The sequence below is a fragment of the Craurococcus roseus genome (genome assembly GCF_039523795.1).
GTDB lineage: Bacteria > Pseudomonadota > Alphaproteobacteria > Acetobacterales > Acetobacteraceae > Craurococcus > Craurococcus roseus.
In genome coordinates this window covers 56621-82419 of sequence record NZ_BAAAFZ010000060.1, presented here as the reverse complement: position 1 = coordinate 82419, position 25799 = coordinate 56621, and the positions used below count along the sequence as shown (strand labels likewise).

At 73.2% G+C, this 25799-nt stretch carries 18 protein-coding genes; 6 read left to right on the top strand and 12 right to left on the bottom strand.

Features of this window, described 5'->3' with window-relative positions; translation table 11 throughout:
* Nucleotides 1-17: 17 nt before the first annotated feature.
* The 7 genes from ABD067_RS18440 to ABD067_RS18410 all read right to left on the bottom strand — a co-directional run bounded on the left by ABD067_RS18440 (nucleotide 18) and on the right by ABD067_RS18410 (nucleotide 10064).
* On the bottom strand, nucleotides 18-1397 hold the full coding sequence (locus tag ABD067_RS18440; protein WP_343896837.1) for an HlyD family type I secretion periplasmic adaptor subunit: 1380 nt from the start codon (nucleotides 1395-1397) through the stop codon (nucleotides 18-20).
* Nucleotides 1381-3123, bottom strand: coding sequence for an ATP-binding cassette domain-containing protein (locus ABD067_RS18435; RefSeq protein ID WP_343896836.1), 1743 nt, complete (start codon nucleotides 3121-3123; stop codon nucleotides 1381-1383). The genes ABD067_RS18440 and ABD067_RS18435 overlap by 17 nt, the downstream gene beginning before the upstream one ends.
* The gene (locus ABD067_RS18430) at nucleotides 3120-4865 is read right to left on the bottom strand and encodes an ATP-binding cassette domain-containing protein (protein WP_343896835.1); all 1746 of its coding nucleotides are present in this window, start codon (nucleotides 4863-4865) and stop codon (nucleotides 3120-3122) included. Before ABD067_RS18430 ends, ABD067_RS18435 begins: the two co-directional genes overlap by 4 nt.
* 5 nt (nucleotides 4866-4870) lie before the next feature.
* Nucleotides 4871-5554: a hypothetical protein gene (locus ABD067_RS18425; RefSeq protein ID WP_343896834.1), complete on the bottom strand. Its 684-nt coding sequence runs from the start codon at nucleotides 5552-5554 to the stop codon at nucleotides 4871-4873.
* Nucleotides 5555-5591: 37 nt separating this feature from the next.
* On the bottom strand, nucleotides 5592-6884 hold the full coding sequence (locus tag ABD067_RS18420) for a glycosyltransferase family 4 protein (protein ID WP_343896833.1): 1293 nt from the start codon (nucleotides 6882-6884) through the stop codon (nucleotides 5592-5594).
* Nucleotides 6885-6899: 15 nt separating this feature from the next.
* A complete protein-coding gene (locus tag ABD067_RS18415; protein WP_343896832.1) occupies nucleotides 6900-9134 on the bottom strand; it encodes a glycosyltransferase in 2235 nt (744 codons plus the stop codon).
* A 75-nt stretch (nucleotides 9135-9209) separates the two neighbouring features.
* Nucleotides 9210-10064, bottom strand: a complete 855-nt coding sequence (locus ABD067_RS18410; protein ID WP_343896831.1) for a calcium-binding protein — start codon at nucleotides 10062-10064, stop codon at nucleotides 9210-9212.
* A 302-nt stretch (nucleotides 10065-10366) separates the two neighbouring features.
* On the opposite strand from ABD067_RS18410, the gene ABD067_RS18405 reads away from it, so the two are divergent.
* Nucleotides 10367-13075, top strand: coding sequence for a beta strand repeat-containing protein (locus ABD067_RS18405; protein WP_343896830.1), 2709 nt, complete (start codon nucleotides 10367-10369; stop codon nucleotides 13073-13075).
* Nucleotides 13076-13106: 31 nt separating this feature from the next.
* Here the strand turns inward: ABD067_RS18405 and ABD067_RS18400 are convergent, their stop codons facing one another.
* Both ABD067_RS18400 and ABD067_RS18395 read right to left on the bottom strand, forming a co-directional pair.
* Nucleotides 13107-13850, bottom strand: coding sequence for a class I SAM-dependent methyltransferase (locus tag ABD067_RS18400; RefSeq protein WP_343896829.1), 744 nt, complete (start codon nucleotides 13848-13850; stop codon nucleotides 13107-13109).
* A gap of 7 nt (nucleotides 13851-13857) precedes the next feature.
* Entirely contained in the window at nucleotides 13858-14859 is a 1002-nt protein-coding gene (locus tag ABD067_RS18395) for an NAD-dependent epimerase/dehydratase family protein (RefSeq protein WP_343896828.1), read from the bottom strand.
* Between the two features lie 153 nt (nucleotides 14860-15012).
* Between ABD067_RS18395 and ABD067_RS18390 the strand changes: the two genes are divergently transcribed.
* Nucleotides 15013-16389, top strand: coding sequence for a nucleotide sugar dehydrogenase (locus ABD067_RS18390; RefSeq protein WP_343896827.1), 1377 nt, complete (start codon nucleotides 15013-15015; stop codon nucleotides 16387-16389).
* Here the strand turns inward: ABD067_RS18390 and ABD067_RS18385 are convergent.
* Nucleotides 16379-18280 carry an AMP-binding protein gene (locus ABD067_RS18385; protein ID WP_343896826.1) on the bottom strand — a complete coding sequence of 634 codons (1902 nt, stop codon included), beginning with the start codon at nucleotides 18278-18280 and terminating at the stop codon, nucleotides 16379-16381. The genes ABD067_RS18390 and ABD067_RS18385 overlap by 11 nt on opposite strands.
* 255 nt (nucleotides 18281-18535) lie before the next feature.
* On the opposite strand from ABD067_RS18385, the gene ABD067_RS18380 reads away from it, so the two are divergent.
* Genes ABD067_RS18380 through ABD067_RS18365 form a run of 4 tightly spaced genes read left to right on the top strand, consistent with a single transcriptional unit; the run spans nucleotide 18536 to nucleotide 23091 of the window.
* Complete coding sequence (locus ABD067_RS18380; RefSeq protein ID WP_343896825.1) at nucleotides 18536-18841, top strand: DUF485 domain-containing protein; 306 nt, start codon at nucleotides 18536-18538, stop codon at nucleotides 18839-18841.
* Nucleotides 18841-20538, top strand: coding sequence for a cation acetate symporter (locus tag ABD067_RS18375; protein WP_343896824.1), 1698 nt, complete (start codon nucleotides 18841-18843; stop codon nucleotides 20536-20538). The genes ABD067_RS18380 and ABD067_RS18375 overlap by 1 nt, the downstream gene beginning before the upstream one ends.
* Nucleotides 20539-20593: 55 nt before the next feature.
* A complete protein-coding gene (locus ABD067_RS18370; protein WP_343896823.1) occupies nucleotides 20594-22411 on the top strand; it encodes a DUF294 nucleotidyltransferase-like domain-containing protein in 1818 nt (605 codons plus the stop codon).
* Between the two features lie 2 nt (nucleotides 22412-22413).
* Nucleotides 22414-23091, top strand: a complete 678-nt coding sequence (locus ABD067_RS18365) for a 3'-5' exonuclease (protein WP_343896822.1) — start codon at nucleotides 22414-22416, stop codon at nucleotides 23089-23091.
* A 61-nt stretch (nucleotides 23092-23152) separates the two neighbouring features.
* On the opposite strand, the gene ABD067_RS18360 is transcribed toward ABD067_RS18365, so the two are convergent.
* Both ABD067_RS18360 and ABD067_RS18355 read right to left on the bottom strand, forming a co-directional pair.
* Complete coding sequence (locus tag ABD067_RS18360) at nucleotides 23153-24877, bottom strand: MFS transporter (protein ID WP_343896821.1); 1725 nt, start codon at nucleotides 24875-24877, stop codon at nucleotides 23153-23155.
* Between the two features lie 205 nt (nucleotides 24878-25082).
* Nucleotides 25083-25796 carry a hypothetical protein gene (locus ABD067_RS18355; protein WP_343896820.1) on the bottom strand — a complete coding sequence of 238 codons (714 nt, stop codon included), beginning with the start codon at nucleotides 25794-25796 and terminating at the stop codon, nucleotides 25083-25085.
* Between the last annotated feature and the right edge of the window lie 3 nt (nucleotides 25797-25799).

The following is a 25799-nucleotide window of genomic DNA, read 5'->3' as shown; positions in this document are numbered from 1 at the left end:
CGTCCTCTACGCCGCCCTCAGTCCCTGAAGGTCCGCCGCGCCGAGTTGCGGAGCGGCGACCAGATGTAGTCGAAGGGCGTGCGCCGCTCGCCCAGCACGTAGACCTCGGTCGGCATGCCGGCGCTGAGCGCGAGGCCCTCGGCGGCGGGGCCGATCGCGTCGAGGTCCAGCTCCGCGCGCACCACGTAGAAGGCTTGGCCGCTCTGCGTGGTCTGCGCGTCCGCCGCCACCTGGATGACGCGGCCCGGCACCAGCGGCAGCGTCCGCATCCGGTAGGAGGAGAGGCGCACGTTCACCCGCTGCCCGACCTCCACCTGCTCGATGTCGGTGGGCTGCACGTGCGCCTCCGCCACGAAGCGGTCGTGCGCCGGGACGAGGTCCAGCACCGGCTCGCCGGCGGAGATGCTGGCGCCGGGGGTGAACGAGCGGATGTTCGTCACCTTGCCGTCCTCGGGCGCCACCACCTCGCGCCGCGCCAGCACGTCCGCCGCCGCGCGCAGTTGCTGCTCCGCCGCCGCGACCGTCGCTTCCGTCGATTGCGTGTCGGTGGCGACCTCGGAAAGGCGGTTGAGGCGGAGGGCGGAAAGCTGGCGCTGCGCCTGGGCGACCGCCTCGCGGAGCTGCATCTCCTGCGACTGCGCCTGGCCGAAGGCCGCGCGGTAGCCCTCCTCCATGCGCTGCAATTCCAGCACGCGGAAGCGCGACGCGAAGCCGTCCTTCAGGAGCTGGCTGAGGGAGGAGATCTGGTCGCGCGTGGAGCGGATCTGAGACTGCGCCGCGTCGCGCTGCGCCCGGACGCCCGCGACCTGCTCCTGGAACTGGGAGACCTGCCGCTCCTGCACCGCCACCTGGCCGTCGAAGGCGCTCCAGCGCGCGGCGAAGAGCGCGCGTTCGGCCTCCACGAAGGTCCGCACCGCCGGGTCGGCCGCTGCTTCGCGCGCGAGGTCGGGCGGGACGGCGAAGGCGCGCTCCTCCGCCGCCTCCGCCTTGAGCCGCGCGAGGCGCGCGCGCCCGCTCCAGACCTGCGCGCGGGCTTGGCCAGCGGCGGCCTCGGCCTGCGTCACGTCGAGCTGGAAGAGGGTCTGGCCCGCGCGCACCACCTGCCCTTCGCGCACCTCCAGGCGGCGGAGGATGCCCGGCTCCAGCAGGTTGACGGATTTGCGCCGCCCCTCCGGCACGAGCTGCCCGCCGGCGATCACCGCGCGCTCCATGGTGGTCATGGTGGCCCAGCAGGCCAGCGGCGCCAGGCTGAGGCCGAGGGTGAGCAGGGCCGCGCGCACCATGCGCCCCACGGGCGGCGTGCGGATGGAGGCTTCGAGCTGCGCTTCCAGGCTTTCCACGGGCTCCGGCGGGACGGGGGCCCGCTCCGGCCGCCGCCGTTCAACCAGTTGCTGCAAGGCTGTCCTCCTCCGCCGCGTCCGGCTCCGCCGACGCCGGCCGCACCCGCCACGCGCCGCCGGGCGCGAGTCGCAGGCGCAGGTCGGCCTCGGCGAGCCAGTTGGCCGGCTCGTGCGTCACCACCAGCGCCACGCCGCCGCGGCGCCGCACCGCTTCCACCGCGGCGCGCATGGCGCCCCGGGCCGCGCCGTCGAGGCCCAATTCCGGCTCGTCCAGCACCAGCAGGGCCGGGTCGCCGTAGAGGGCGCGGGCGAGGCCGATCAGGCGGCGCTGCCCGGCGGAGAGGCCGGACGAGGCGCCCGCGGGCGTCTGGTAGCCCATGGGCAAGCGGCCGATCATCTCGTGCGCCCCGGCGGCGCGGGCGGCGGCCACCACCGCCTCGGCCGGCGCGCCGGGGCCGCGACCGATGTTGTCGAACACGCTGCCGTCCAGCAGTTGCACGTCCTGCGGCAGGTAGCCGAGGCGGGCGCCGAGCGCGGAGCGGTCGCAGAACCAGGTGTCCTGGCCCTCGAGCAGCACCCGGCCGGCGGTGGGCGGCATCAGCCCCAGCACGAGGCGGAGCAGCGTGCTCTTGCCGACGCCGTTCGGCCCTTCCACCAGCGCGACCGTGCCCGGCGCGAGATGGAGCGAAACGCCGTCGAGGACCGGCCGCTCGCGGCCCGGCGGGTGGAAGCCGACCGCTTCGACGGAAAGGCCGCGCGGCGCGTCCGGGTCGGGCGGCAGGGCGGGCGCGGCGCCGTCGCGGCGCAGCGTCGTGCGCAGCCGGCGCCAGGACTGGATGGAGAACGCCCAGGCTTCCCAGGAACGGAACAGCGCGGTGAAAGGTCGCATGGCGGCGCCGGTGAACAGGTACGCCCCCATCAACAGGCCGAGCGTGCCGCCGCGCTCGAAGATCAGCCAGCAGGCGAAGACCTGCGCGGACAGCTCCAGCACGTCCGCCAGCATCGCTTCCAACCCGAGCAACGCCCCCACGCGGCCCTGCGACCGAGCCTGGCAGCGCAGCGCTTCCTCGTAGCGGCCGCGCCAGCGCAGCATGGTCGCGGGCAGGAGGCCGATGCCCCGCGACAGGTCCGGGTGGACGAGCTGGCCGCCGAGTTCGGCGGCGGTCTCGTGCGTCCGCTCGCGCGCTTCGGCGACCGGGCGGGCGGTGGCGCGGTGCATGGTGAAGCCGAGCAGGACGGCGAGCGCCACGCCGGCCGTGCCGATCAGCCCGAGCCCCGTGTCCAGGACGAAGAGCATGGCGAGGGCGACGAAGGCGGAGACCAGCTCCAGCCCGGCCACGAGCGCGCCGCCGGCCAGGAAGCCGCGCACCCGGTGGATGTCCTGCACCACCGCGAGGCCGCCGCCGGGGTCGGTCCGCACGGCGTTGCGGATGGCCGCTTGCAGCGCCACCGCCTGCAAGCGGAGGCCGAACCGTTCGGCCGCGGCGCGGAGCATGGCGCCGCGCAGGTGGTTGTAGGCGGCCGACAGGACGACCAGCAGCAGGAGCACGAGCGCGAAGCCCGTCAAGGTGTCCGGGTTGCGCGCTTCCGCCACGCCGTCCGTGACGTGCATCATCGTGAGCGTGAAGCCGATCGTGCCGAGCTGCGCGCCGAGGGTCAGCGCCAAGGCCGTGGCGACGAAGAGCGGCGTGACCCCGGCGTCCCGCAAACGGGGCACGGCGCCGGGGACGGACGCGGCGCCCATCGGGGCGTCGGACGTGGAAGCGGCGGCGGCGGCGCTCATGCCGTGATCCGCCTCGCGGGCGCGTCCAAGCCGGGCGGCGTCCGCGTCGCCGCGGCGTTTCCGCCCAACGCCGGGGCCGCCGGCGCCAGCGTGCCGTTGCGCAGCGCCAGCACCCGGTCGGCCGCGGCCAGCAGGCCCGGCCGGTGGGTGGTGAACACCACCGCGCAGCCTTCCTCGCGCAGGGCGCCCAGCAGCGCCGCGATCTCCGCCTCGCCTTCCGCGTCCACCGAGCCGGCCAGCTCGTCGAGCAGCAGCACCCGCGGGCGGCCGTAAAGCGCGCGGGCGAGGGCGATGCGCTGGCGCTGGCCCATGGAAAGCTGCCAGGAGGAACCGGCGAGGGGCGTCGCGTAGCCCTGCGGCAGCGCCACGATGGCCTCGTGCGCGCCGGCGCGGCGTGCGGCGTCGAGGACCAGGGCCATGTCGGGCTCCTCCAGGCGGGCGATCACCTCGGCCGCGGTGCCGCGCGACAGCAGGTGGTCCTGCGGCAGGAAGCCGATGTGCCGGGCGAGCGCGCGGCGGTCCCACTGGTGCGTCGCGTGGCCGTCGAGGTAGGCGCCGCCGGCCATCGGCTTCATGGTGCCGAGCAGCAGCCGCAGCAGCGTGGACTTGCCGCTGCCCGACGCGCCGACCAGGGCGACGACCTCGCCCGGTTTCACCGCCAAGTCCGCGCCGCGCAGCAGCGGCGGCGACGGGCCGCCGAAGCCGTAGGCCAGGCGTTCCGCCACCAGCCGGCCTTCGTGGCAGGGGAAGGCAATGCCCGGCGGCGGGACGGCGCTGCCCTCGGCGAGCGCCCGCAGCCGCCGCCACGCCGCCATGCCCTCCGCGAAGTCGCGCGCGTGGGCGCCGATGCCGACGAAGGGGGCGGTCACGCGATACAGGAGGAACAGGGCGCCCGCCAGCACCGCCGGCACGCTGGCGCCCGCCAGCATCAACGCCGAGCCGGTCATCAGGACCGCGCCGCGGAACAGGCCGAGCACCAGTTCCATGAGGGAGCGCAGCCGCGCCGCCAGCCGCTCGGCCAGCCAGGCCTCGCCCGCCGCTTCCGTGCCCACCGCGGTCCACTGCCGCGCCAGGCGGGGCAGCATGCCCATGGCCAGCACCGCCTCGCCGGAGCGCATGGCGTCCGCGGCCAAGCCGTAGGCGCGCATCTTCGCGTCGCCGCCGAGGCGCGCGGCGCGGCCGGCGGCGCGGGCCGCCAGCAGGCTCAGGACGCCGGCGGCGATGCAGAAGAACACGCAAACGGCGCCGTACGCCCAATGCAGCGTGAAGGCGAGCGCGACGAGCAGCGGCGTGGTGAGGAGGTCCACCACCGCCGCGCTGACCGGGCCGGCGAGCGAGGTGCGGAGCGTCTCGATGTCGCCGACCGCGCCGCTCGCCAGGGTTTCCGGCCGGCCCGGCCGCTGCGCGGTGGCGAGCACCGCCGGAACCGCGAGCCGCCGCGCGGCGTAGCCCGACACGGCGGCCACGGCGGCGTCTTGGAAGCACTTCAACGCCACCGACATGGCGGCGACGACCATCCAGAAGGCCGCGACCGAGCGCAGCGAGTCCCAGCTCCGGGTGAGGGCGACGTCGCCCACGATGTGCATCTTCGCCTGCATCAGCCCGTAGGTGAGCAGCAGGCCGACGACGCCCATGGCGAGCACCAGCCACAGCCAGCCGGACGCCGCCCGCAGCACGTCCTCGATCGCGGCTTGGAGCGGCGACCCGGCCCCGCGCCCCGCCGCCGTCGCCGGCTCGGCCATTCCGTTCAGCCCAAGCCGTGCGCGACGGCGAGGGCCAGCGCCGCGCTGGCCGCGCCGGCCAGCACCGCCGCCAGCGCCACCTGCCACGGGTCGAACCCGCCGCCCGCCTTCGCCGGCGCGTCGGCGCCCTCGCCGAGCCGCGCGTCCAGGCGGGCGACCCACAGTTCGAGCTGGCCGAGCCGCTGTTCCAGGGCCGCGGCCGCGTCCGGCCGCGCCGCCAACTCCTTCCGCAGCGCCGCCTGCTCGGCGGTGAGGCCCTCCACCGCGCGCTGGAGGCGGGTGGAGACCTGCGCGTCGTCGGGTCGGCGCACGCGGACGGCGACCGGGACCTCCGAGCCGTCCTCGCAGCGCACCACGGCCGAGAGCTCGCCGCGGCGGGCGATCCATTCGCGCTTCAGCGCGAATTCGAAGGCGTGGCAGCCGTCGCCGATGCCGTTGCCGGCGAGGTCGGGGCGGGCGAGGTCCGCCGTCGTGGCGGCGACCGTTTCGTCGGCGAGGCGCAGCTCGACCGCGAGGCGCCGGTCCGGCTCTGCCGAGTTCCACGCCCAGCCGTAGAGGCGGTCGGCGGTGGCGTTGTCGATCAGCGCCCGGATGCCCGGGCGCGCCACCGAAGGCGTCGTCACCGGCTCGGCAACGGCGGCGGCGGTCGGCGCCTCGGCCGGCCGGGTGTTCTGCCCTGGCTGGGTCATGTCGTCGCTCGTCCTCCAGCGCGCCGGCGTGCCGGTTTCAGGCCGCCACCGCCGCTTCGGCCGGTGCGCGGCTCCCCGGGACGCTTCGGTCCAGAAGCTCTTGATAGAGCGATATATGGTCTTCTGCTACCTGTGCGATGGTTTTCGGGGGCAGGATTCCGGATGCCAAACGGTCCCACAGCTCCGGCCGCTCCGCGGCGCGGCGCAGCACGGCCGCGAGCCCGGCCGGGTCGCCGATGGGCGCGTGCAGCCCGTCCATCCCGTCGCGCACCATCTCGGCCATGCCGCCGGCGTTGCCGCAAATGACGGGCCGGCCGTGCCGGAACGCCTCCAGGATCACCAGGGGCGCGTTCTCCCACCACACCGAGGGCACCACCACCCAATCGACCTCGGCCATCAGCCCGCCGAGGTCGGCCCCGGTATACGGGCCGTGGTGGCGGGCCATCGGCGCGGCTTCCAGCGCGGCGTTGAACCGTTCCAGGAAGGCGTCCGGCTGGTACGCGGTGCCGCCGTGGAGGGTGAGGCGGTGGGCGGTGCCGTCTTCGGACAAAATGCGGGAGGCTTCCAGGAGGACCATGCCGCCCTTGAAGCGGTTGATGTGGCCGAAGAAGCCGAAGCGGTCGCGCCGGCCATCCGGCGCGGCGGGGCGGCGGCGCGGGGCCGCGGGGCCGTCGCAGGCGATGCCGTTCGGCATGAGGGCCAGGCGCTCCGCCGGGTAGCCGGCGGCGAGGTAGCGGCCGCGGGCGAACTCGCTGGGGAGCAGGATGCGGTCGAAATCGGACAAAACGTCCCGCATCTGGAGGTCGCGCATGACGAAGTCCTCGGCGGGCTTGCCGGGGAAGCAGCGCCGGCAGGCGTCCGGCGAGGGGCCGCGGCAGAGGCGCCCGTCCGTGGTGAGGAGCTGGCCTTCCTGCGGGCAGATCGGGAAGAAGTCGTGCGCGGTGAAGACCAGCCGCGCGCGGGGCGCGGCCCGGCGGATGGCGTCCACAGCCTCGGCGCCGAATTGGAGCAGGTGGTGGAAGTGGACGATGTCGGGGTCCACGGACGCCACCAGCGGCGCGAGGGTGGCGGCGAGGCCGTAAGTGTCCGGTTGGGACAGGGCGAAACGGTCGAAGTGGCCGAGCCAGACCAGCATCTCGTCCGCGGCGCCGCCGACCGCTTGCAGCAGCGTGCCGGGGCGGCGCTGCCGGTGCGCGGCGGTGACGGCGGCGAGGAACAGGCCCTCGGCGCCGTGCCGGTCGCGCAGCTCGCGGAACAGGCCGCGCGCCAGCACCTCGGAGCCGCCGGGCTGGAGGTCGGGGTGGTTGTGGCAGAGGTGGAGGATGCGCATCGGTGCCGCCGCGCCTCAAGCCGCCAGGGTGGAAGGGGCGTCGGGGAAGCGCGCCATCAGCGCCTCGATCGCCGGCGCCCAGCGCGCGTGGTGCAGGTGCCGGTTGTAGGCGCAGGCCGCGGTGCGGGCGTAGCCGCCGTGCTCGCGGATGGACTGCCGCTCGAAGTGGTACAGCTCCGCTTCGGGCATGTAGGCGATCTCGCCGCCGGCGGCGCGCAGCCGGAGGCAGAGGTCCGAATCCTCGTAGTCGCCGACCACGTAGTCGGTGCAGACGCCGCCGAGGGCCTCGAAGGCGTCCCGCCGCAGGCAGAGCAGCGCGCCGGTGACGCCGGGCACGGGGCGGGCGGCCTGCGCCGGCGGGTGGAAGCGCGGGTAGCCCTTCCAATAATGGTTGTTGTACCACTCGCCGCCGGGCCCGGCCTCGAAGAACAGGCCGGCGTGCTGGAGCGAGCCGTCGTCGAACAGCAGCTTCGGCCCGACCGCGGCCGGGCGGCCACCGGTCGAGAGCCGGTCCAGTTCGCGCAGCAGCGGCCGCAGCCAGCCGCGCGCGGCCGGCACTACGTCCGAGTTCACCAGGGCCAGCACGGGCGCCGTGGCGGCGGCCGCGCCGGCGTTGCAGGCGCTGGCGTAGCCGTGGTTCGCGGCCTGGACGACCAGCGTGAGCGGCATGCCGCAAACGGCGTGGAGGCCGCGCAGCATGTGCTCCACGTCCTCGCGCTGCTCCGGCGAGTCCAGCACGTAGACCAGCTCCGCCGTTTCGCGCAGCGACGGGTCGCGCGCGAAGGCGGCGTACTGGTGCCGCAGGAAGCGCAGGTTGCGGTAGAGCGGCACAACCAGGGCCGCTTGCGGCCGCGCGGGGCCTCCTCCGCCGATCCGCACCTCCTCCGGCGCGCCGCGCAGCGCCATCGCCGCGCGGTGGAGGCGCCCGGTCGCGGGGGCGATGCAGCCGCGCATCAGGGCCTGGGTGAGGTGCTTGGGCGCCACGGCGGCGAGCACGGCGTCGCGCGCCGCGCGGGGCTGCGCCGGGCCCGGGGGGGCGACCAGATGCGCGGTGTCGCCCGTGGTGAGGCGCAGGCGCAGGCTCCACTGCCCGCCCGTGCACGGGCCGCCGGCGTCGGGCAGATGGACGGCGAAGCCGGGCTCGCGCCCGGCGCCGCCGTGCGGCGCGTCCGCGTAGGTGTCGGTCAGGTCGGGCCGGGCGAAGCGGTGGAGCGCGTCCAAGGGCAGCGGTCGATCGCCGCCGCCGGCGGGGCCGCGCAGGGTCAGGCCGGCGACGAGGCCGAGCGGATCGCGCAGCCATCCGCGGAGGAAGACGCCGCCCTCGCCGTCGGCGACCGCCATGTCGAGGGCGCCGCCGAAGGGGTGCTCCGGCGCCGCGCAGGCCCGCGCCGGCTCGCCCCCGCCGACCAAGCGCAGGTCCCGGAGCAGGCGCCGCGCCGCGTCGTCCCCGGCGGCGAGCGCGGCCAGAGCGTCGGCGTGGAGGGCGCGGGCTTGCGGTTCCGTCCGGCGGCCGAGGTCGGTGAGGCTGGGCAACGGGGCGGGGGGCGGCGGCAGGAGGCGGACGGGCCCGCCGCCGTCGGCGGGCAGCAGGATGGTCCCGGCCGTCGCCGCGTGGCGCGCGGGGAGGAGGACGGCGCGGCCCGCCGCCAGCGGGGCGCGGTGGAGGCGCGCGGGGCCGAGCAGCGTGTGCTGCGGCGCCGTGCGCCGCGCCGGCGGGCCGTCGTCGGGCAGGCTCCAGAGCACCAATTCTTCGCCGGCCCGCGCGACCGGGCGCGCGGCGCGCGCCGGGTCGAGCAGCGCCGCAGCGAGGCGGTGGCAGTGCCGGGCCAGGCCGGCGTCGTCGGCGCGGCGCAAGGTGCCGAGGGCCTTGGAGGACACGAAGCGGAGGGCGGCCAGCAGGGCGGCCGGCTCCGTGGTGCCCAGCAGGGCCGCGATGCCGTCCCGCGCGGCGATGGAGGCCGTGGCGGCGGGCGTCGTCGACTCGCCGTCGCCGTCCTGCGCCAGCCGGAGCACGGCGCCAGCGGCGAGCGGCGCCTGGGCGTGGGCGATCAGGAGGAGGACTGCGCCGCCGCGGGTCCGGACCCGGTGCCAGGAGAAGGGCGGGCGGATCGGCCCCGTCTCGCCGGAGGCGACGACCCGGGCGGGGTCGAGGCGACCGGCCGGGTCTTCCACGCCGAGGAGGACGATTCCGTCCGACAGGGAGACCAAGCCTGCCTGGAACGAAAAAGTGGCGCCGTCAGCGGGCGCCACCGTGTCTTCGAGGATGGGCAGTGCAGGATGCTCCTTCGTCCTCTGGACGCGTAGCGGGCATTCCTTAACCGTTGGTTAACCCACTTGGACGTGCGTGCCGATCTGGTTGATGAAGTCGTTGTGGTCGACCTTCTCGAGCCGGATCGTGTCGGTGCCGATGGTGATGACGGTGAACTTGGTGCCGGCGGCGGTGGTGCCGCCGGACACCATGCCCATAGTGACCAAGTCCTGGGCGGTGGCGATGCCGGTCCCGTTGAGGTTCGCGGCCAGGTTGATCTGGTCGCCGTTGCCGAAGTCGCTGATGACGTCCCGGCCGAAGCCGTCGTCGAAGGCGAAGACGTCCGCGCCCGTGCCGCCGAAGAGCGTGTCGTCGCCGGCGCCGCCCATCAGCTCGTCGCCGCCGGAGCCGCCGACCAGCATGTCGGCGCCGTCCTGGCCGTGGAGGAAGTCGTCGCCCGAACCGCCGAAGAGGCTGTCCTCGCCGGCCTCGCCGCGGAGCGAGTCGTTGCCGGAGCCGCCCGTGACGTGGTCGTTGCCGGCGCCGGCGCGGATGGTGTCCATGCCCTCGCCGCCGCTGAGGCTGTCATTGCCGGCCCCGCTGACGATCAGGTCGTCGCCGGCCGCGCCCGAGATGGTGTTGTTGCCGTCGCCGCCGTCCACGGTGTCCGTGCCGGCGCCGGCCCAGACCGAGTCTCCGCCGCCGCCGCCGGTGACGGTGTCGGACCCGCTGCCGACTTCGATGCGGGCGCCGCCCAGGCTGCCGCTGGCGTCGACGATGCTGTCGCCGGCGCTGCCGAAGCGGTCCAGGAAGACGTTTTCGGATTGGATGGAATAGTAGGCGTCCCAGTTCGGGGCGACGTCGGTGAGCCCGACGGTTTGGCCTAATAGGCTGTCGGGCGACCCGCCCATGATCGATGCGAAATCAGACATCCTGCGTACCCCGAGACGTTTTGGGCGTGGGCCGCCCGCTCAAGGATGTTTGTTAACTAGAAGTTGTTTTGCGGTCAAACTTTGCGCGTTCCTGGCGACATTTTCTTACAATACCGTATACCGATCCTGCGCGGTGCTTCCGGCACGACCAGCCAGACAGCTCATCGGAAACGCAAAAGAAAACTAGTGTGTGATCTACCAAAAGTTGATAAATCGCCTCAAACGGGGTTCGGCCGCCGACGCGGCCACGCCCCGCCGCAGGCAAGCCTCGCTCAGCGCGGGCGTTCTCGGAGACGCATTACATGCCGGTTATTCCAGGAAGCAGTGGCCCCGACACCCTGACGGGCAGTTCCGCCGACGACACCATCCTCGGGTTCGACGGCGACGACACCCTCATCGGCAGCGGCGGCAGAGACTCGCTGGACGGCGGCGCCGGCTTCGACACGGCGGACTTCGCCGGCACGCCGGGCGACCTCGACGTCGACCTCGCGGCGGGGACCGAGACCGCCGTCACCAACGCGGACCTCGTCTCCATCGAAGCGGTGAACGGCGCCGGCGGCGACGACGCCATCGCGGGCGACGCCGCGGCCAACCGGCTGGACGGCCGCGACGGCGACGACAGCCTGGACGGCGCCGGGGGCGACGACACCTTGGCCGGCGGACGCGGCGGCAACGTCCTGGACGGCGGCGCGGGCCGCGACACCGCCGACTACGGCTGGGCCACCGGGGCGGCGCTCATCAACCTCGCCGACGGTACAGCCGAGGTCGACGACCCCTCGGGCCCCCTGCCGGCCGCGGTGGACGCGCTCCTGAACATCGAGGACGCGACCGGCGGCGCGGGCAACGACACCATCATCGGCGACGGCGCCGGCAACGCCCTGGCCGGCGCCGGCGGCGACGACAGCCTCTCGGGCCTCGGCGGCAGCGACACGCTCTTCGCCGGCCAGGGCAGGGACGTGCTGGACGGCGGCGCCGGGTTCGACACGGCCGACTTCACCGCCGTCTCCGGCGACCTCGACGTGGACCTCGAGCAGGGCGTCGAGCGGGCCGTCACCAACGCGGCCCTCCTGTCCATCGAGGCCGTGACGGGCGGCGCGGGCGACGACGCGCTGGCGGGCGACGCCAACGCCAACTGGCTGGAGGCGCGCGGCGGCGACGACAGCATCAACGGCCGCGACGGCTCCGACACGCTGATCGGCGGCCGCGGCGCCAACACGATCGACGGCGGCGCCGGCCAGGACATCCTGCGCTACGACTGGTCCACCGGCGCCGTGCTGGTCAACCTGGCGGACGGCTTCGCCGAGGCGGACGACCCGCTGGCGGCCGAGCCGGCGGCGGCGGACGCGCTGTCCAACATCGAGCACGTGATCGGCGGCGCGGAGAACGACACCCTCGTCGGCGACGCCGGCTTCAACTTCCTCTTCGGCGGCGGCGGGGACGACGACCTGTTCGGCGGCGCGGGCAACGACACGCTCGTCTCCGGCCAGGGCGCGGACGAGATCTTCGGCGAGGACGGCTTCGACACCGCCGACTTCTCCGCCGCCACGGCCGACCTGGTGCTGGACCTCGGCGCGGGGACGGAAACCGCGACCGGCAGCACGCTGTCGGCCATCGAGGCGGTGCTGGGCGGCTCCGGCGCCGACTCGATCACCGGCGACGGCCAGTGGACCTGGCTCGAGGGCCGCGGCGGGAACGACACGATCCTCGGCCTGGGCGGCGGGGACACGCTGCTCGGCGGCACGGGCGACAACCGGCTCGACGGCGGCGAGGGCGCGGACGTCGCCGATTACCGCTGGTCCTCCACGGCCGGCATCCAGGCCAGCCTGGCGACCGGCGTCGTCACCCACGAGGGCGGGACGGACACGCTGCTCGGCGTGGAGCACCTGGTCGGCAGCGGCTTCGCCGACACCATCGCCGGCGACACGGCGGCCAACCACCTGCAGGGCGGCGCCGGCGACGACGACGTTTCCGGCGGCGGCGGCAACGACACTGTCGTGGGCGGCCAGGGCGCCGACACGCTGGACGGCGGCGACGGCGTGGACTTCGTGGACTTCACCTCGGCCACGGCCGGCGTGTCGCTCAACCTTGATACCGGCGTCGAATCCAGCACCGGCTCCGTGCTGTTGTCGATCGAGGGCGTGGTCGGCAGCGGCTTCGACGACCTCATCGACGGCGACGAGAACCCCAACTGGCTGGACGGCCGCGGCGGGAACGACACGATCCACGGGTTCGACGCGTCCGACACCCTGATCGGCGGCGAGGGCGCCAACGCCATCGACGGCGGCGCGGGCGACGACGTGCTGCGGTACGACTGGCTGGCGGGGCCGGTGGTGGTTGACCTGGCCGCGGGCACGGCCGCCGGCGCGGGCGTGTCCGACACGCTCACGGGCATCGAGGCGGTGATCGGCACGGCGGCGGCCGACACGATCACGGGCGCGGACGAAGACGGTTACTTCTTCGGCGGCCTCGGCGCCGACTCCGTCACGGGCGGCGCGGGCGACGACACCATCGCCGCCGGCTTCGGGCCCGACACGATCGCGGGCGGCGCCGGCTTCGACCTGGCCGACTTCGGCGGCGCGGCCGGGTCGGTGGTCGTGGACCTGGGCGCCGGCACCGAGGCCGGCACCGGCACGACCCTCAACTCGATCGAGGCGGTCATCGGCAGCTTCGCCAACGACTCCCTCGTCGGCGACGCCGCCGCGAACTGGTTGTCGGGCGGCACCGGCGACGACACCTTCTTCGGCGCCGACGGCAACGACACTGTCACCGGCGGCGCGGGGGCGGACTACATCGTCTACAGCGACGGCGACGGCTACGACGCCATCTTCGGCTTCGAGAGCGGCGTGGACGTCATCGACGCCACCGCCTACGCCGCGGCCGACCCGAACTTCGCGCCGACGATCTTCGAGTACGGCAGCGACCTGGTGATCGCGTTCGGCGGCGGCGACAACCTCTACCTCGTCGGGGAGTCGCTCGCGACCTTCGACGGGGCGACCGACCTCCGGCTCTAGCCGGGGGCGGTCGCGGCGCGGCGGCGGCCTGTCAGCCGCCGCGCTTCCGCAGCACGCAGACGGACTGGCCGAGGGCGTACAGGCCCTCGGCGACGGCGGGGGGCGCGGCGCAGTCCGCGTCCACCTCGATGAACTTCGACTCGCCCAGGTGCAGGGCGGCGACCTCGAAGCCGATGCGCCCCGCCCAGAGGCGGAGGTCGGCGCGGTGCAGGAAGGTGTTGAGGTGGCCGGCCATGTGCCGCTCCCGCACCCAGGCCAGGTTCGCGTCGAACACCGGCTTGCTCGCGGCGGAGGCGTGCTCCAGGAAGGAGAACACCGCCTTGCCGCCCGGCTTCAGCACCCGGTGCGCCTCCTCCAGGTAGACGTAGGATTCTTCCGGCAGGATGTGGGTGAAGACCGAGAAGAAGACGCAGAAGTCGGCCGCAAGCGCGTCGAAGGGCAGCCGCACCGCGTCCACCTTCTCGAACCGGAAGTCCAGCCGGCCCGCCTTGCGGCGCGCGTAGTCCAGCAGCTCCGGCACCACGTCGAGGCCGAGGTAGCGCAGCTTCGGGTAGCGGGCGAGCTTGGTGGCGAGCCGGCCGGAGCCGCAGCCGACGTCGATGACCGTCGAGCCGTCGCGCAGGCCCTCGCCCCGCAGCAGCGCGTGCTCCAGCACGCCGTAGTACTCGAAGCTGCCGCCCACGGCCTGCGCCGCCGCGTCGTCCTCGGGCAGGCTCTTGAGCAGGTTCTTCACCAACTGCTCGTAGCCGGTCAGGAATCGGAGCTGGCCGCTCATCGGGTCCTCAGATGCGGTGGTGGTCGCGGAACCACGCGACGAAGGCGTCTACGCCGCGGCCGATGGGCGTGGAAGGCCGGTAACCGGTCAGCGCCGCCAACAGGGAGGTGTCGGCCCAGGTCTTCACCACCTCGCCGGGGTGCATCTCGCGCATCTCGCGCCTGGCCGGGCGCCCGGTGGCGCGCTCGACCTCTGCGATGAAGCCGAGCAGCGGCACGGGGTTGGCGTTGCCGATGTTCACCACGCGGAAGGGCGCGGCCGGGCTGACCGAGTCGCACTCGGCGACGCGCCGGCCGGCCTCGGGCACGGCGTCCACCAAGCGGGCGACGGCTTCCACCAGGTCGTCCACGTAGGTGAAGTCGCGCTCCATGCGGCCGTGGTTGTGGACGGCGATGGGCTCGCCGCGCAGCACCGCCTCGGTGAAGCGCCAGGGCGCCATGTCCGGCCGGCCCCAGGGGCCGTAGACGGTGAAGAAGCGGAAGGCCGTGACCGGCCGCTTCCACAGGTGCGCGTGGGAATGGCAGAGGTGCTCGGCGGCGAGCTTGCTCGCGGCGTAGATGTTGAGGGGCGTCGCCGCCGCGTCCGTCTCGCGGAACGGCATGGAGGCGTTGGCGCCATAGGCCGAGGAGGTGGAGGCGAACAGCAGGTGCCGCACCGGGTGCCGGCGGCACGCTTCCAGCAGGTTGTGGGTGCCCGTGATGTTGCTGCGGACGTAGCTGTCGGGGTTCTCCAGCGCGTACCGCACCCCGGCCTGCGCGGCGAGGTGCAGCACCGCCTCCGGTTCTTCCGCGTCCACGGCGGCGCGGAGCGCGTCGGCGTCGGCCAGGTCCACGAGGCGCGGGCGGAACGCGGCGTGTTCGGCGAGGATGGCGTGCCGCGCCTCCTTCAAACGAACGTCGTAGTAGGGCACCATCGCGTCGAGGCCGGCCACCGCGTGCCCGTCCCGCAGCAGCCGCCGGCACAGGTGGAAGCCAATGAAGCCGGCGCTGCCGGTGACGAGGAACTTCATCCAGAGAATGCCCGGCGTCCGAAATGCCGGGTCTTCCTATTGTGCGGACGGTCCGGCTGTCCAGCGCGGCGCGAGCGCGCCATGCGAGAAATGCAGTTCGGTTTCACTATCTCAGGTTGACCTCCGTCGCGCGCGCTTGCTACCTCGCGCGCCATGCTCGACTCCGTGGCGGCAGCGGCCGCGCCGCCTGTACCCGACCGATCCGCCGCGGCGGGGCTGGCGCGCCGCTTGGCCGCGCGGACGGCCACGGTGGCGGTGGTCGGGCTGGGCCATGTCGGCCTGCCCTTGGCGCTGGCGGCGGCGAAGGCGGGTTTCCGGACGGTCGGCCTCGACAGCGACCCGGCGCGCCTCGCCCGGCTCTCCGCCGGCGACAGCCCGTTGCGGCACGTGCCCGCCGAAGCGCTCGAGCGGGCGCTCCGTGACGGGAGCTTCCGCCCGGGCGGCGAGGACGACCTCTCAAGGGCGGACGCGGTGCTGATCTGCGTGCCGACGCCGCTCGGGCCGGACCGGCGGCCGGACCTTTCCTGCGTGGAGGCGGCGGCGGCGCAGGCGGCGCGGCGCTTGCGGCCCGGCCAGCTCGTCGTGCTGGAGTCCACCACCTGGCCCGGCACCACACGGGAGCGGTTGCTGCCCTTGCTGGAGTCCACCGGCCTGCGCTGCGGGCGCGACGTCTTCCTGGCCTATTCGCCGGAGCGCGAAGACCCAGGCAACGCGGAGTTCGGGACCGCCGACATCCCGAAGCTGGTGGCCGGCGCCGACGCGGCGTCCCTGCGCGTGGCGCTCATGCTCTACGGCGCCGTGGTCCGCCGCGCCGTGCCCGTGGCGGACCTGGAGACGGCCGAGGCGGCGAAGCTGGCGGAGAACGTGTTCCGCGCGGTGAACATCGCGTTGGCCAACGAGCTGAAGCTGGCCTTCGGCGCCATGGGCATCGACCCTTGGGCGGTGACGGAGGCGGCGGCGACCAAGCCCTTCGGCTACATGCCGTTCTGGCCGGGCCCGGGGCCGGGCGGGCACTGCATCCCGGTGGACCCGCACTACCTCGCGTGGCGCGCGCGGGAGCGTGGGGTGGAGACGCGCCTCCTCGACCTCGCCTGCGCCATCAACGACGAAATGCCGCGCCACGTGCTCCGCCGCTTGGGCGAAGCGCTGGCGGCGCGCGGGCGCCGGGGGCTCGCGGGGCGCCGCGTGCTGGTGCTCGGCGTCGGCTACAAGCGCAACCTCGCGGACGCGCGGGAGAGCCCCGGGCTGCGGCTGATGGAGATGCTGGAAGCCGCCGGCGCCGAAGCCGCGTACTTCGACCCGTTGGTGCCCGAGCTGCCGCGGCTGCCGGAACACCCGGCCCTCGCGGGGCGCCGGGGCGTCCCCGCCTTGTCGGCGGGGGCGCTGCGCGGCTTCGACGCGGCGCTGATCGCCGCCGACCACGACGGGGTGGACTACGCGGCGCTGGTGTCCGCCGTGCCGTTGGTGGTGGACACGCGCAACGTCTGCGCCCGCCTTGGCCTTTCGGGGCCGAACGTCGTCACGGCCTGAGCGCGCCTTCCATCTCCTCCAGGATCGCCGGGTCGTCGATGGTGGGCGGCACGGCGTAGTTTTCGCCGTCGGCGATGCTGCGCATGGTGGCGCGCAGGATCTTGCCGCTGCGGGTCTTGGGCAGGCGCGGCACCACCCGCGCGTCCTTGAAGGCGGCCACGGGGCCGATGCGCTCGCGCACCAGCGCCACCAGCTCGGCGGCGATCTCCGCCTCCGCCCGCTGGACGCCGGCCTTGAGCACCACCAAGCCCATCGGCGCTTGGCCCTTCAGGGCATCCTTGACGCCGATCACCGCGCATTCCGCGACGTCCTTGTGGCTGGACAGCACCTCCTCCATCGCGCCGGTGGAAAGGCGGTGGCCGGCGACGTTGATGATGTCGTCCGTGCGGCCCATCACCCAGACGTAGCCTTCCTCGTCCACCATCCCGGCGTCGGAGGTGTCGTAGAAGCCGGGGTACCGGCGGAGGTAGGACTCGCGGAAGCGGTCGTCGGCGTTCCAAAGCGTGGGCAGCGCGGCGGGCGGCAAGGGCAGGCGGGCGGCGAGGTTGCCGATCTCGCCGCGAGGCTTCTCCTTCCCGTCCTCGTCCAGCGCCACGATGTCCCAGCCCGGCGAGGGTTTGCCGCCGCTGCCCGGCTTCAACGGGAACAGGCCGGGGCCGCGGAAGCCGGCGGTGATGGGCCAGCCGGTCTCCGTCTGCCACCAGTGGTCCACCACCGGCTTGCCGAGCAGCTTCCCGGCCCAGATCGCGGTGTCCGGGTCGCAGCGCTCGCCCGCGAGGTAGAGCGCTTCCAGCTTCGACAGGTCGTGCTGGCGGAGGAGCTTGCCGTCCGCGTCCTCCTTCTTGATGGCGCGAAGCGCGGTGGGCGCGGTGAACAGCACCTTCACGCCGTGCTGGGCGCAGACTCGCCAGAAGGCGCCGGCGTCGGGCGTGCCGACCGGCTTGCCTTCGTAGAGGACGCTCGTGCAGCCGGCGAGCAGCGGCGCATAGACGATGTAGCTGTGCCCGACCACCCAGCCGACATCCGAGGCGGTCCAGAACACGTCGCCGGCGCCGAGGCCGTAGATGAGGCGCATGGAGTGGTGCAGCGCCACCGCGTGGCCGCCGGTGTCGCGCACGATGCCCTTGGGCTTACCCGTCGTGCCGGAGGTGTAGAGGATGTAGAGCGGGTCGGTCGCCTCCACCGGCACGCACGGGTGCGGTTGGGCGGTGGCTTCCGCTTCGCGGAAGTCGCGGTCGCGGCCGGGCAGGAGGTCGCAGGGCCGCTCGGGGCGTTGCAGGATCAGGCACGCTTCGGGCTTGTGCGGCGACATGGCGATGGCCGCGTCGAGCAGCGGCTTGTAGGCGACCACGCGGCCCGGCTCCAACCCGCAGGAGGCGGCGACCACGACCTTCGGCTGCGCATCGGCGATGCGCGCCGCCAACTCCGCCGCCGCGAAGCCGCCGAACACCACGGAGTGCACGGCGCCCAGGCGGGCGCAGGCCAGCATGGCGATCGCCGCTTCGGGCACCATCGGCATGTAGACGACGACCCGGTCGCCCGCGCCGACGCCGAGCGCGGCCAGCGCGCCGGCGAGCTTCGCCGTGCGTTCCAGCATCCGGGCGTAGGTGAGCGTCTCGACCTTCCCGGTCATCGGGCTGTCGTGGATCAGGGCCGGCCGGTCGCCGTGCCCGGCGGCGACGTGCCGGTCGAGCGCGTTGTGGCAGGTGTTCAGGCGCCCGCCGGGGAACCAACGGCCGTAGGCGCCGAGCGAGGGGTCGAAGGCCCGGCGCGGTGCCTCGCTCCACGCGATGCCGCGCGCCGCCTCCGCCCAGTACGCCTCAGGGTCGCGCCGCCACGCGGCGTAGACCGCGTCGTAGCCGCCGCTGGCACCGCTGGCGCTGCTGTCCATGGTGGGCCTCCCGGAACCCGGTTCGTTGCCGGACAGGGTGGCAAGGCCGGGGAGCGGTCGCAAGCCGCGCGAGGAGGCTCCGATCGCGCGCGCGTGACAGCCGCCGTCGCGCCGGCTGCGGAAGGATGGCAACGACGATCTATGCAGGTTTGTGAACAAACCCTACTGCATGGGTCTGTGCCGCCGGCTTCGTTCCGCGCGGCTTGGGAAGCGGGCCGCGAAGCCCGCCAGTGACAACGACGGGGAGACGTTTCCATGGTCCAAAGCGACCATCAACGCATATTGGGCAACCCCAAATTCCAGGAACTCGTCCGCACCCGGTCCGGCTTCGCCTGGACCTTGGCGGCGGCGATGCTCGCCATCTATCTCGGCTTCATCCTGCTGGTGGCCTTCGCGCCGGGGCTGATGGCGGTGAAGGTCGGCGGGGGCGTCACCTCGCTCGGCATCGTGCTCGGGCTGGCGGTGATCGTTTCGGCCTTCCTGCTCACCGGCATCTACGTGCAGCGGGCCAATTCGCGCTTCGACGACCTCACCCGCGACCTGACGAAGGAGATCGTCTGATGCTGCGGAGGCTTTCCCTTCCGCTCGCCGCCACGGCCATGATCGGGGCATGCGGCCTCCTCGTCTCGGCGCTGGCGGCGCCCGCCGTGGAGGGCGGCGGCAAGCAGGGGCTGAACCCCGCGGCCATCGTGATGTTCTTCGCCTTCGTGCTCGGCACGCTCTACATCACCTACCGGGCGGCGCAGGGCAGCAAGTCGGCGGCGGACTTCTACGCGGCGGGCGGCGGCATCACCGGCTTCCAGAACGGCTTGGCCATCGCCGGCGACTACATGTCGGCCGCGAGCTTCCTCGGCATCTCCGGCCTGGTCTTCGCGTCGGGCTTCGACGGGCTGCTCTACTCCATCGGCTTCCTGGTGGGCTGGCCGATCGTGCTGTTCCTGATCGCCGAGCGGCTGCGCAACCTCGGCAAGTTCACCTTCGCCGACGTCGCTTCCTTCCGGCTGGACCAGACGCAGATCCGCATCCTGTCCGCGACCGGCACGCTGGTCGTGGTCGCCTTCTACCTGATCGCGCAGATGGTGGGCGCGGGCAAGCTGATCGAGCTGCTGTTCGGGCTGGACTACCTGTACGCGATCGTCATCGTCGGCGCGCTGATGATCGTTTACGTCGCCTTCGGCGGCATGAAGGCCACCACCTGGGTGCAGATCATCAAGGCCTGCCTGCTGCTGGGCGGCGCGACCTTCATGGCGCTGGCCGTGCTGTGGAACTTCGGCTTCAACCCGGAGGCCATGTTCTCCGAGGCGGTGCGCACCCACCCGAAGGGCGACGCCATCATGGCGCCGGGCGGGATGGTGTCCGACCCCGTTTCCACCATCTCCCTCGGCTTGGCGCTGATGTTCGGCACCGCCGGCCTGCCGCACATCCTGATGCGCTTCTTCACCGTGTCCGACGCGCAGGCCGCGCGGAAGAGCGTGTTCTACGCCACCGGCTTCATCGCCTACTTCTACATCTTGACCTTCATCATCGGCTTCGGCGCCATCACCTTCCTGATGAACGACCCGTCCTACTACACGGCGGGGGCGGGCGGCGTGGTCAACAAGATCACCGGCCTCATCGGCGGCACCAACATGGCGGCGGTGCACCTGGCCAACGCCGTGGGCGGCGGCCTCTTCCTCGGCTTCATCTCGGCGGTGGCCTTCGCCACCATCCTCGCCGTGGTGGCCGGGCTGACGCTGTCCGGCGCCTCGGCGGTCAGCCACGACCTCTACGCCGAGGTCATCGCCCGCGGCCGCACCAACGAGCGGAAGGAGGTCAACATCTCCAAGATCACCGCGGTGGTGATCGGCGTCGTGGCGATCGTCCTGGGCTACGTGTTCGAGAACCAGAACGTCGCCTTCATGGTGGGCCTGGCCTTCGCCGTGGCGGCCTCCTGCAACTTCCCCGTCCTGCTGATGAGCACGATGTGGAAGGGCTGCACCACCTTCGGCGCCATGGTGGGCGGGTTCGCCGGCCTGGTCAGCGCCGTGATGATGGTGGTGTTGAGCAAGGCGGTCTGGGTGCAGACCTTCGGCTTCAGGGAGGCTTGGTTCCCCTACGACAACCCGGCGCTGTTCTCCATGACCATCGCCTTCGTGGGGATCTGGATGGCGTCCAAGGCCGATTCCAGCCAGCGGGCGCGGGACGAGGTCGCCTCCTACGACGCGCAGTACGTGCGGTCGGAGACGGGCATCGGCGCGGCTTCGGCGCACCAGCACTGAAGAGCCGGCGCGGGAGGGGCTTCGCGGCCCCGCCCGCGCCCACACGCTCCCCGCCATGCAGGACGGCTTCGACGCCCACAACCCGCCCTTCGACCGGCTGAGCCAGCAAGAGGTCGAGGAGCTGCGCGCCGCCCTCGACATCGGCTACTTCCGCCCGGGCGAGACCATCCTAGCGCGCGGCGCCGCCGCGGAGGCGCTGCACGTCGTCATCAAGGGTTCGGTCGAGGCGCGCGACGGCGGGACGCTCAACGCCGTGCTCGGGCCCAAGGACAGCTTCGACAGCCGCGCCCTGGTCCACGGCGCCGCCGGCGAGGACTTCACCGCCGCCGAGGAGACGCTCTGCTTCCTCGCCCCCAAGCCGGTCGTGCTCGGGCTGATCTCCCGCAACCCCGCCTTCGCCGCCTTCTTCTACTCCGAGATCTCCGAGAAGCTGAACGCCTTCGCCGAGGCGCACCGGGCGGAGGGAATGGAGAGCGTGCTGCGCGCCCGCGTGCGCGAGGCCAAGCCCGGCCCGGCCGTGTTCATCGACGCCGGCGCCACCGTGGAGCAAGCCGGCCACCGCATGGCGGAAAGCGGCAGCAACGTCCTTTACGTCCGGGACGGGGAGCGGGTCGGCGTCGTCACCGGCATGAACCTGTCCAAGGCGGCCGTGCTGCGGCGCCTGCCGCTGGAGACGCCGGTGCGCGACGTGTGCCACTTCGACGTCGTGTCGGTGGACGCCGAGGACTTCGTGTTCGAGGCGCTGCTGCTGATGACCCGGAACGACAAGCGCCGGGTCGCGGTGCGGCGCAACGGCGAATACGTCGGCTTCCTGGAGGACATCGACATCCTCGGGCTGGTCGCCGGCAACACGCAGCTCATCCCCGGCCGCATCGACCGCGCCCGGAGCGTGGAGGACTTGGCCGCCCCGGCGCGCGACATCCAGGCCCAGGTGGAGCGGCTGCACCGCCAAGGGGTGAAGGTGGAGCAGATCGCCGAAGTCACCTCCGACCTCAACCGCCGTTTGTTCGTGAAGCTCTTCGACCTGCTGGCACCCGACTCCATCCGGGAGAAGGGTTGCCTCATGCTGATGGGCAGCGAGGGGCGCGGCGAGCAGACGGTGCGCACCGACCAGGACAACGGGCTGGTGCTGGCGGAGCCGGTGCCGGAAGCCGACCTCGCGCGGTTCCGCGAGGCGTTCTCGGGCGCGCTCGACGCCTTCGGATTCCCGCCCTGCTCGGGAAACGTGATGGTCCGCAACCCGGTCTGGTCGCAGCCTGTGGACGGGCTGATCCGCCAACTCCGGGCCTGGGTGTTCGAGCGCACGCCCGAGGCGGCGATGAACCTCGGCATCTTCTTCGACGCCGTGGCGGTGGCCGGCCGGCCGGAACTGCTGCGCGAGGCGAAGGAGGCGCTGATCGGGATGATGCGTGGCGAGAAGGCGCTGCTCGCGCGGTTCGCGCACCTGATCGAGACCTTCGACACGCCGACGCTGGGCGTGCTGAACGCCCTGATGGTGACGGTGGGCGTCGGCTCGGACGAGATCGACATCAAGAAGGCCGGCGTCTTCCCCATCGTCCACGGCGTCCGCACCCTGGCCATGGACCGCGGCGTCGCCGCCACGCCCACCGCCGGCCGCATCGCGGCGCTGGCGGAGGCCGGCGCCTTCGAGCCGGGGTTCGGGCAGGAGCTGACGGGCGCGCTCCGGGTCTTCATGGCCTACCGGCTGCGGTCCCAGTTGGAGGCCGTGCGCCGCGGGAACGTGGAGCGGGAAGCGGTGGTGCAGCCGAGCCGCTTGTCCGCCGCCGACCGGGACATCCTGCGCGACGCGCTCCGCATCGTCCGCCGCTTCCGCGACACCATCCGCGCCCGCTACAACCTCGGGGCCTTCTGACGGTGCACCGGGGGGCGCTGTGGCGGCTGTTCTGGCGCGCCTCGCTCGCGGACCACGCCTACAAGTTCCTGTTCCGGCCGGGGCCGGAGGGCGAGGCGGTGTCGCTGGATTGCGAGACCACGGGGCTCGACCCCCGCACCGACGACGTGATCGCGGTCGCGGCCGTGCGCATCCGCGGCGACCGCATCCTGCTCAGCGAACGGTTCGAGGCCACCGTTCGGCCGGAGGACGCGCGCTCCTCCTCCGAGGCCATCAAGGTCCACCGCCTGCGCGAGCGCGACGTGGAAAGCGCCGAGCCCATCCACCGCGTCCTGCCCGAACTGCTCCGCTTCATCGGCGGGCGGCCGCTGGTCGGCTACTACATCGACTTCGACGTGCGGATGCTCGACAAGTACGCGCTCTGGCTGCTGCAAACCAAGCTGCCGAACCCGCGGATCGAGGTGTCCTCGCTCTACTACGAGCGCAAGTACGGCAACGCGCCGCCGGGCACGGCCATCGACCTGAGGTTCGCCGCGATCCTGCGCGACCTCGGCATCCCGCCGCTGGAGCAGCACGACGCGCTGAACGACGCGGTGATGGCGGCGATGATCTACCTGGAGCTGCGCGACAGGAAGGCGCGCGGCGTCCGCATCCCCCGCGAAAGGCGGTCGGGCGGGCCGCCGCCGCCGACCGGCGGATGAAGGAAGGGCGCCGGGGGAGGTCCCCCGGCGCCCCGTGCGGCCCGCGATCGGGGAGGCGGGCCTACTCCGCGGCGCGCGTCCGCGCGGCGATCGGCGTTTCGGACGGGCGCTCGTCGAAGATGTCGCGGTCCTTGGTTTCCGGGACGAAGAACAGGCCGATGACCACGGTCGCGAGCGCGATGACGATGGGGTACCAGAGGCCGTAGTACACGTCGCCGGTCTGCGCGATCATGGCGAAGGCCGTCGCCGGCATCAGCCCGCCGAACCAGCCGTTGCCGATGTGGTAGGGCAGCGACATGGAGGTGTAGCGGATGCGCGTGGGGAACATTTCCACCAGCGCCGCGGCGATCGGCCCGTAGACCATGGTGACGTAGATCACCAGGATCGTCAGGATGCCGATCAGCACCGCCGGCTGTTCGCGGAAGATGTCGAAGGGCCCCGACATCTTCACCACCGACGGGTTGGCGGCCAACGGGTAGCCCGCCGCCGTCAAGGTGGAGGCGAGCTGCGCCGCGAACTGCGGATTGCCCGTCGCCGCCACCGGAGGCTGTTCGGCGATGCGGACGTTCACCGCCGGATTGCCGGGGGTGTCGTTCACCGTGTAGTTGACCGAGGCGCGGGCCAGCGCCGCCTTGGCCGTGTCGCACGGTTGGGTGAAGCGCGCCGTCCCGGTGGGGTTGAACTGGAAGGAGCAGCCCGCCTTGTCGGCGTCCAGCACCACCGTGATGTTGGCGTGCGCCGCTGCCAGTGTCGGGTTCGCTTCGTGGCTCATCAGCTTGAACAGCGGGAAGTAGGTGAGCGCCGCGAGCAGGCACCCGCCGAGGATGATCGGCTTGCGGCCGATCTTGTCCGACAGCCAGCCGAAGAACACGAAGAAGCCCGAGCCCAGCAGCAGCGACCAGGCGATCAGCAGGTTGGTGGTGAGGATGTCCACCTTGAGCACGGAGCCCAGGAAGAACAGCGCGTAGAACTGGCCGGTGTACCAGACCACCGCCTGCCCCATGACGAGGCCGAGCAGGGCGAACAGCGCGATCTTCGCGTTGCGCCACTGGCCGAAGGCCTCCGACAGCGGCGCCTTGGAGCGGGTGCCCTCGTCCTTCATCTTCTGGAAGGCCGGGCTCTCCTGCATCTGCAGCCGGATCCAGACCGAGATGCCGAGCAGGATGATCGAGAGCAGGAACGGGATGCGCCAGCCCCAGTCGGCGAAGGCGGTTTCGCCCATGGTGAGGCGGGTGGCCAGGATCACCAGCAGCGACAGGAACAGCCCGGCCGTCGCGGTGATCTGGATGAAGGAGGTGTAGAAGCCCCGCCGCCCGTTCGGCGCGTGCTCGGCCACGTAGGTCGCGGCGCCGCCGTACTCGCCGCCCAGCGCGAGGCCCTGGAGGCAGCGCAGGACGATCAACAGCACGGCGGCGGTGATGCCGATCTGGTCCGAGGTGGGCAGGATGCCGACGATGAAGGTGCTCGCGCCCATGATCACGATGGTGACGAGGAAGGTGTACTTCCGCCCCACCAGGTCGCCGAGCCGGCCGAACACGAGCGCGCCGAAGGGGCGCACCAGGAAGCCCGCGGCGAAGGCCAGCAGCGCGAAGATGTTGCGCGTCCCTTCGGGGAACTGGCTGAAGAACTTCACGGCGATGATGCCGGCCAACGCGCCGTACAGGTAGAAGTCGTACCACTCGAACACGGTGCCGAGCGACGAGGCCAGGATGACCTTCCGCTCCTCCCGCGTCATGGGGCGGGCGGCGTCGTGCGCGCCCGCTCGTTGTGCCGTGCTGATGGACATCCCGTCTTCCCTGTTCTTGCGCGGCATGGTCCTGCCGCCGACCGGCGCGCGGCCCATGGGGGCGCGGCTCGGTGCGTGCTGGAAACAAGCCCGGTGGCGCACATTCGACGTAACGCGAGCGGACCGTCAATCCCCCATTCGGGGGCGCGTCCGGCGCTGACGACAATGTAAGACGGCGGGCGGCGCGGGATGCCCGCTCCGGTTGTCAGCGGAACGCCGCGCGCACGCGGCCCAGGGCGCCGAGGCCCGCCACGATCTCCTGTCCTTCCGCCGGCGCGACGCTCGGGCCGAGCACGGCCGCCAGCACGGCGCCGCGTGGCAGGCCGCCGGCCAACCGAGCCGCTCTTGCCGCCGCGAGCAGCGCCGCCGCCGCGTCCAGCGTCTGCGGACGGCGCTTGGCGCCCGCCGGCGCCATGCCCACCGGCAACGGGCCGGCGACCATGCCGCATTTGCCGCGCCCGGCCACGATGAAGCCGTGGCCCGACAGGTCGGCGGCGGCGAGGCCGGGCGAGCCGGGCCGGTCGCGCAGCCGCCACGCGGAGACGTCGAGGATCGGGTGCAGGGCGGAGAAGGCCGGGAGGCCGCCGTCCGCTTCGGCCGGCAAGTCCTCCGCCAGCACGCCCATCACGCCCGGCGCCACCGCGGCGTGCCGGGCGGTGGCGAGCGCGACCGCCGCGCCGTCCGGCAGCAGGCGCCCTTCCAGCACCGGGCCCGCCAGCATCGCGCCGTCCGGCCCCGGCGCGAACCGCAAGCCGCAGGGCACGAGGCCGAGCGATGCGAGCACCAAGGCCGCGACGTGCACGCCTTCGGCGACGCCGGCCGGCTCGGCCCCGGCGGGAAGCGGGGCGAGCGGGTTGCCGGTTTCCAGCGCTTCGGCCAGCCAGCCCGCGATCTGCTCGGGCGATGCCCCGGACGACATCGC

Excerpts from the sequence above, each read along its gene's own strand:
- ABD067_RS18430 (WP_343896835.1), bottom strand. The coding sequence starts at position 4,865 with ATGGCCGAGCCGGCGACGGCGGCGGGGCGCGGGGCCGGGTCGCCGCTC.
- ABD067_RS18420 (WP_343896833.1), bottom strand. The coding sequence starts at position 6,884 with ATGCGCATCCTCCACCTCTGCCACAACCACCCCGACCTCCAGCCCGGC.
- ABD067_RS18370 (WP_343896823.1), top strand. The coding sequence starts at position 20,594 with ATGCAGGACGGCTTCGACGCCCACAACCCGCCCTTCGACCGGCTGAGC.
- ABD067_RS18410 (WP_343896831.1), bottom strand. The coding sequence starts at position 10,064 with ATGTCTGATTTCGCATCGATCATGGGCGGGTCGCCCGACAGCCTATTA.
- ABD067_RS18355 (WP_343896820.1), bottom strand. The coding sequence starts at position 25,796 with ATGTCGTCCGGGGCATCGCCCGAGCAGATCGCGGGCTGGCTGGCCGAA.
- ABD067_RS18375 (WP_343896824.1), top strand. The coding sequence starts at position 18,841 with ATGCTGCGGAGGCTTTCCCTTCCGCTCGCCGCCACGGCCATGATCGGG.
- ABD067_RS18425 (WP_343896834.1), bottom strand. The coding sequence starts at position 5,554 with ATGACCCAGCCAGGGCAGAACACCCGGCCGGCCGAGGCGCCGACCGCC.
- ABD067_RS18395 (WP_343896828.1), bottom strand. The coding sequence starts at position 14,859 with ATGAAGTTCCTCGTCACCGGCAGCGCCGGCTTCATTGGCTTCCACCTG.
- ABD067_RS18400 (WP_343896829.1), bottom strand. The coding sequence starts at position 13,850 with ATGAGCGGCCAGCTCCGATTCCTGACCGGCTACGAGCAGTTGGTGAAG.
- ABD067_RS18435 (WP_343896836.1), bottom strand. The coding sequence starts at position 3,123 with ATGAGCGCCGCCGCCGCCGCTTCCACGTCCGACGCCCCGATGGGCGCC.
- ABD067_RS18385 (WP_343896826.1), bottom strand. The coding sequence starts at position 18,280 with ATGGACAGCAGCGCCAGCGGTGCCAGCGGCGGCTACGACGCGGTCTAC.
- ABD067_RS18405 (WP_343896830.1), top strand. The coding sequence starts at position 10,367 with ATGCCGGTTATTCCAGGAAGCAGTGGCCCCGACACCCTGACGGGCAGT.
- ABD067_RS18390 (WP_343896827.1), top strand. The coding sequence starts at position 15,013 with ATGCTCGACTCCGTGGCGGCAGCGGCCGCGCCGCCTGTACCCGACCGA.
- ABD067_RS18360 (WP_343896821.1), bottom strand. The coding sequence starts at position 24,877 with ATGTCCATCAGCACGGCACAACGAGCGGGCGCGCACGACGCCGCCCGC.
- ABD067_RS18380 (WP_343896825.1), top strand. The coding sequence starts at position 18,536 with ATGGTCCAAAGCGACCATCAACGCATATTGGGCAACCCCAAATTCCAG.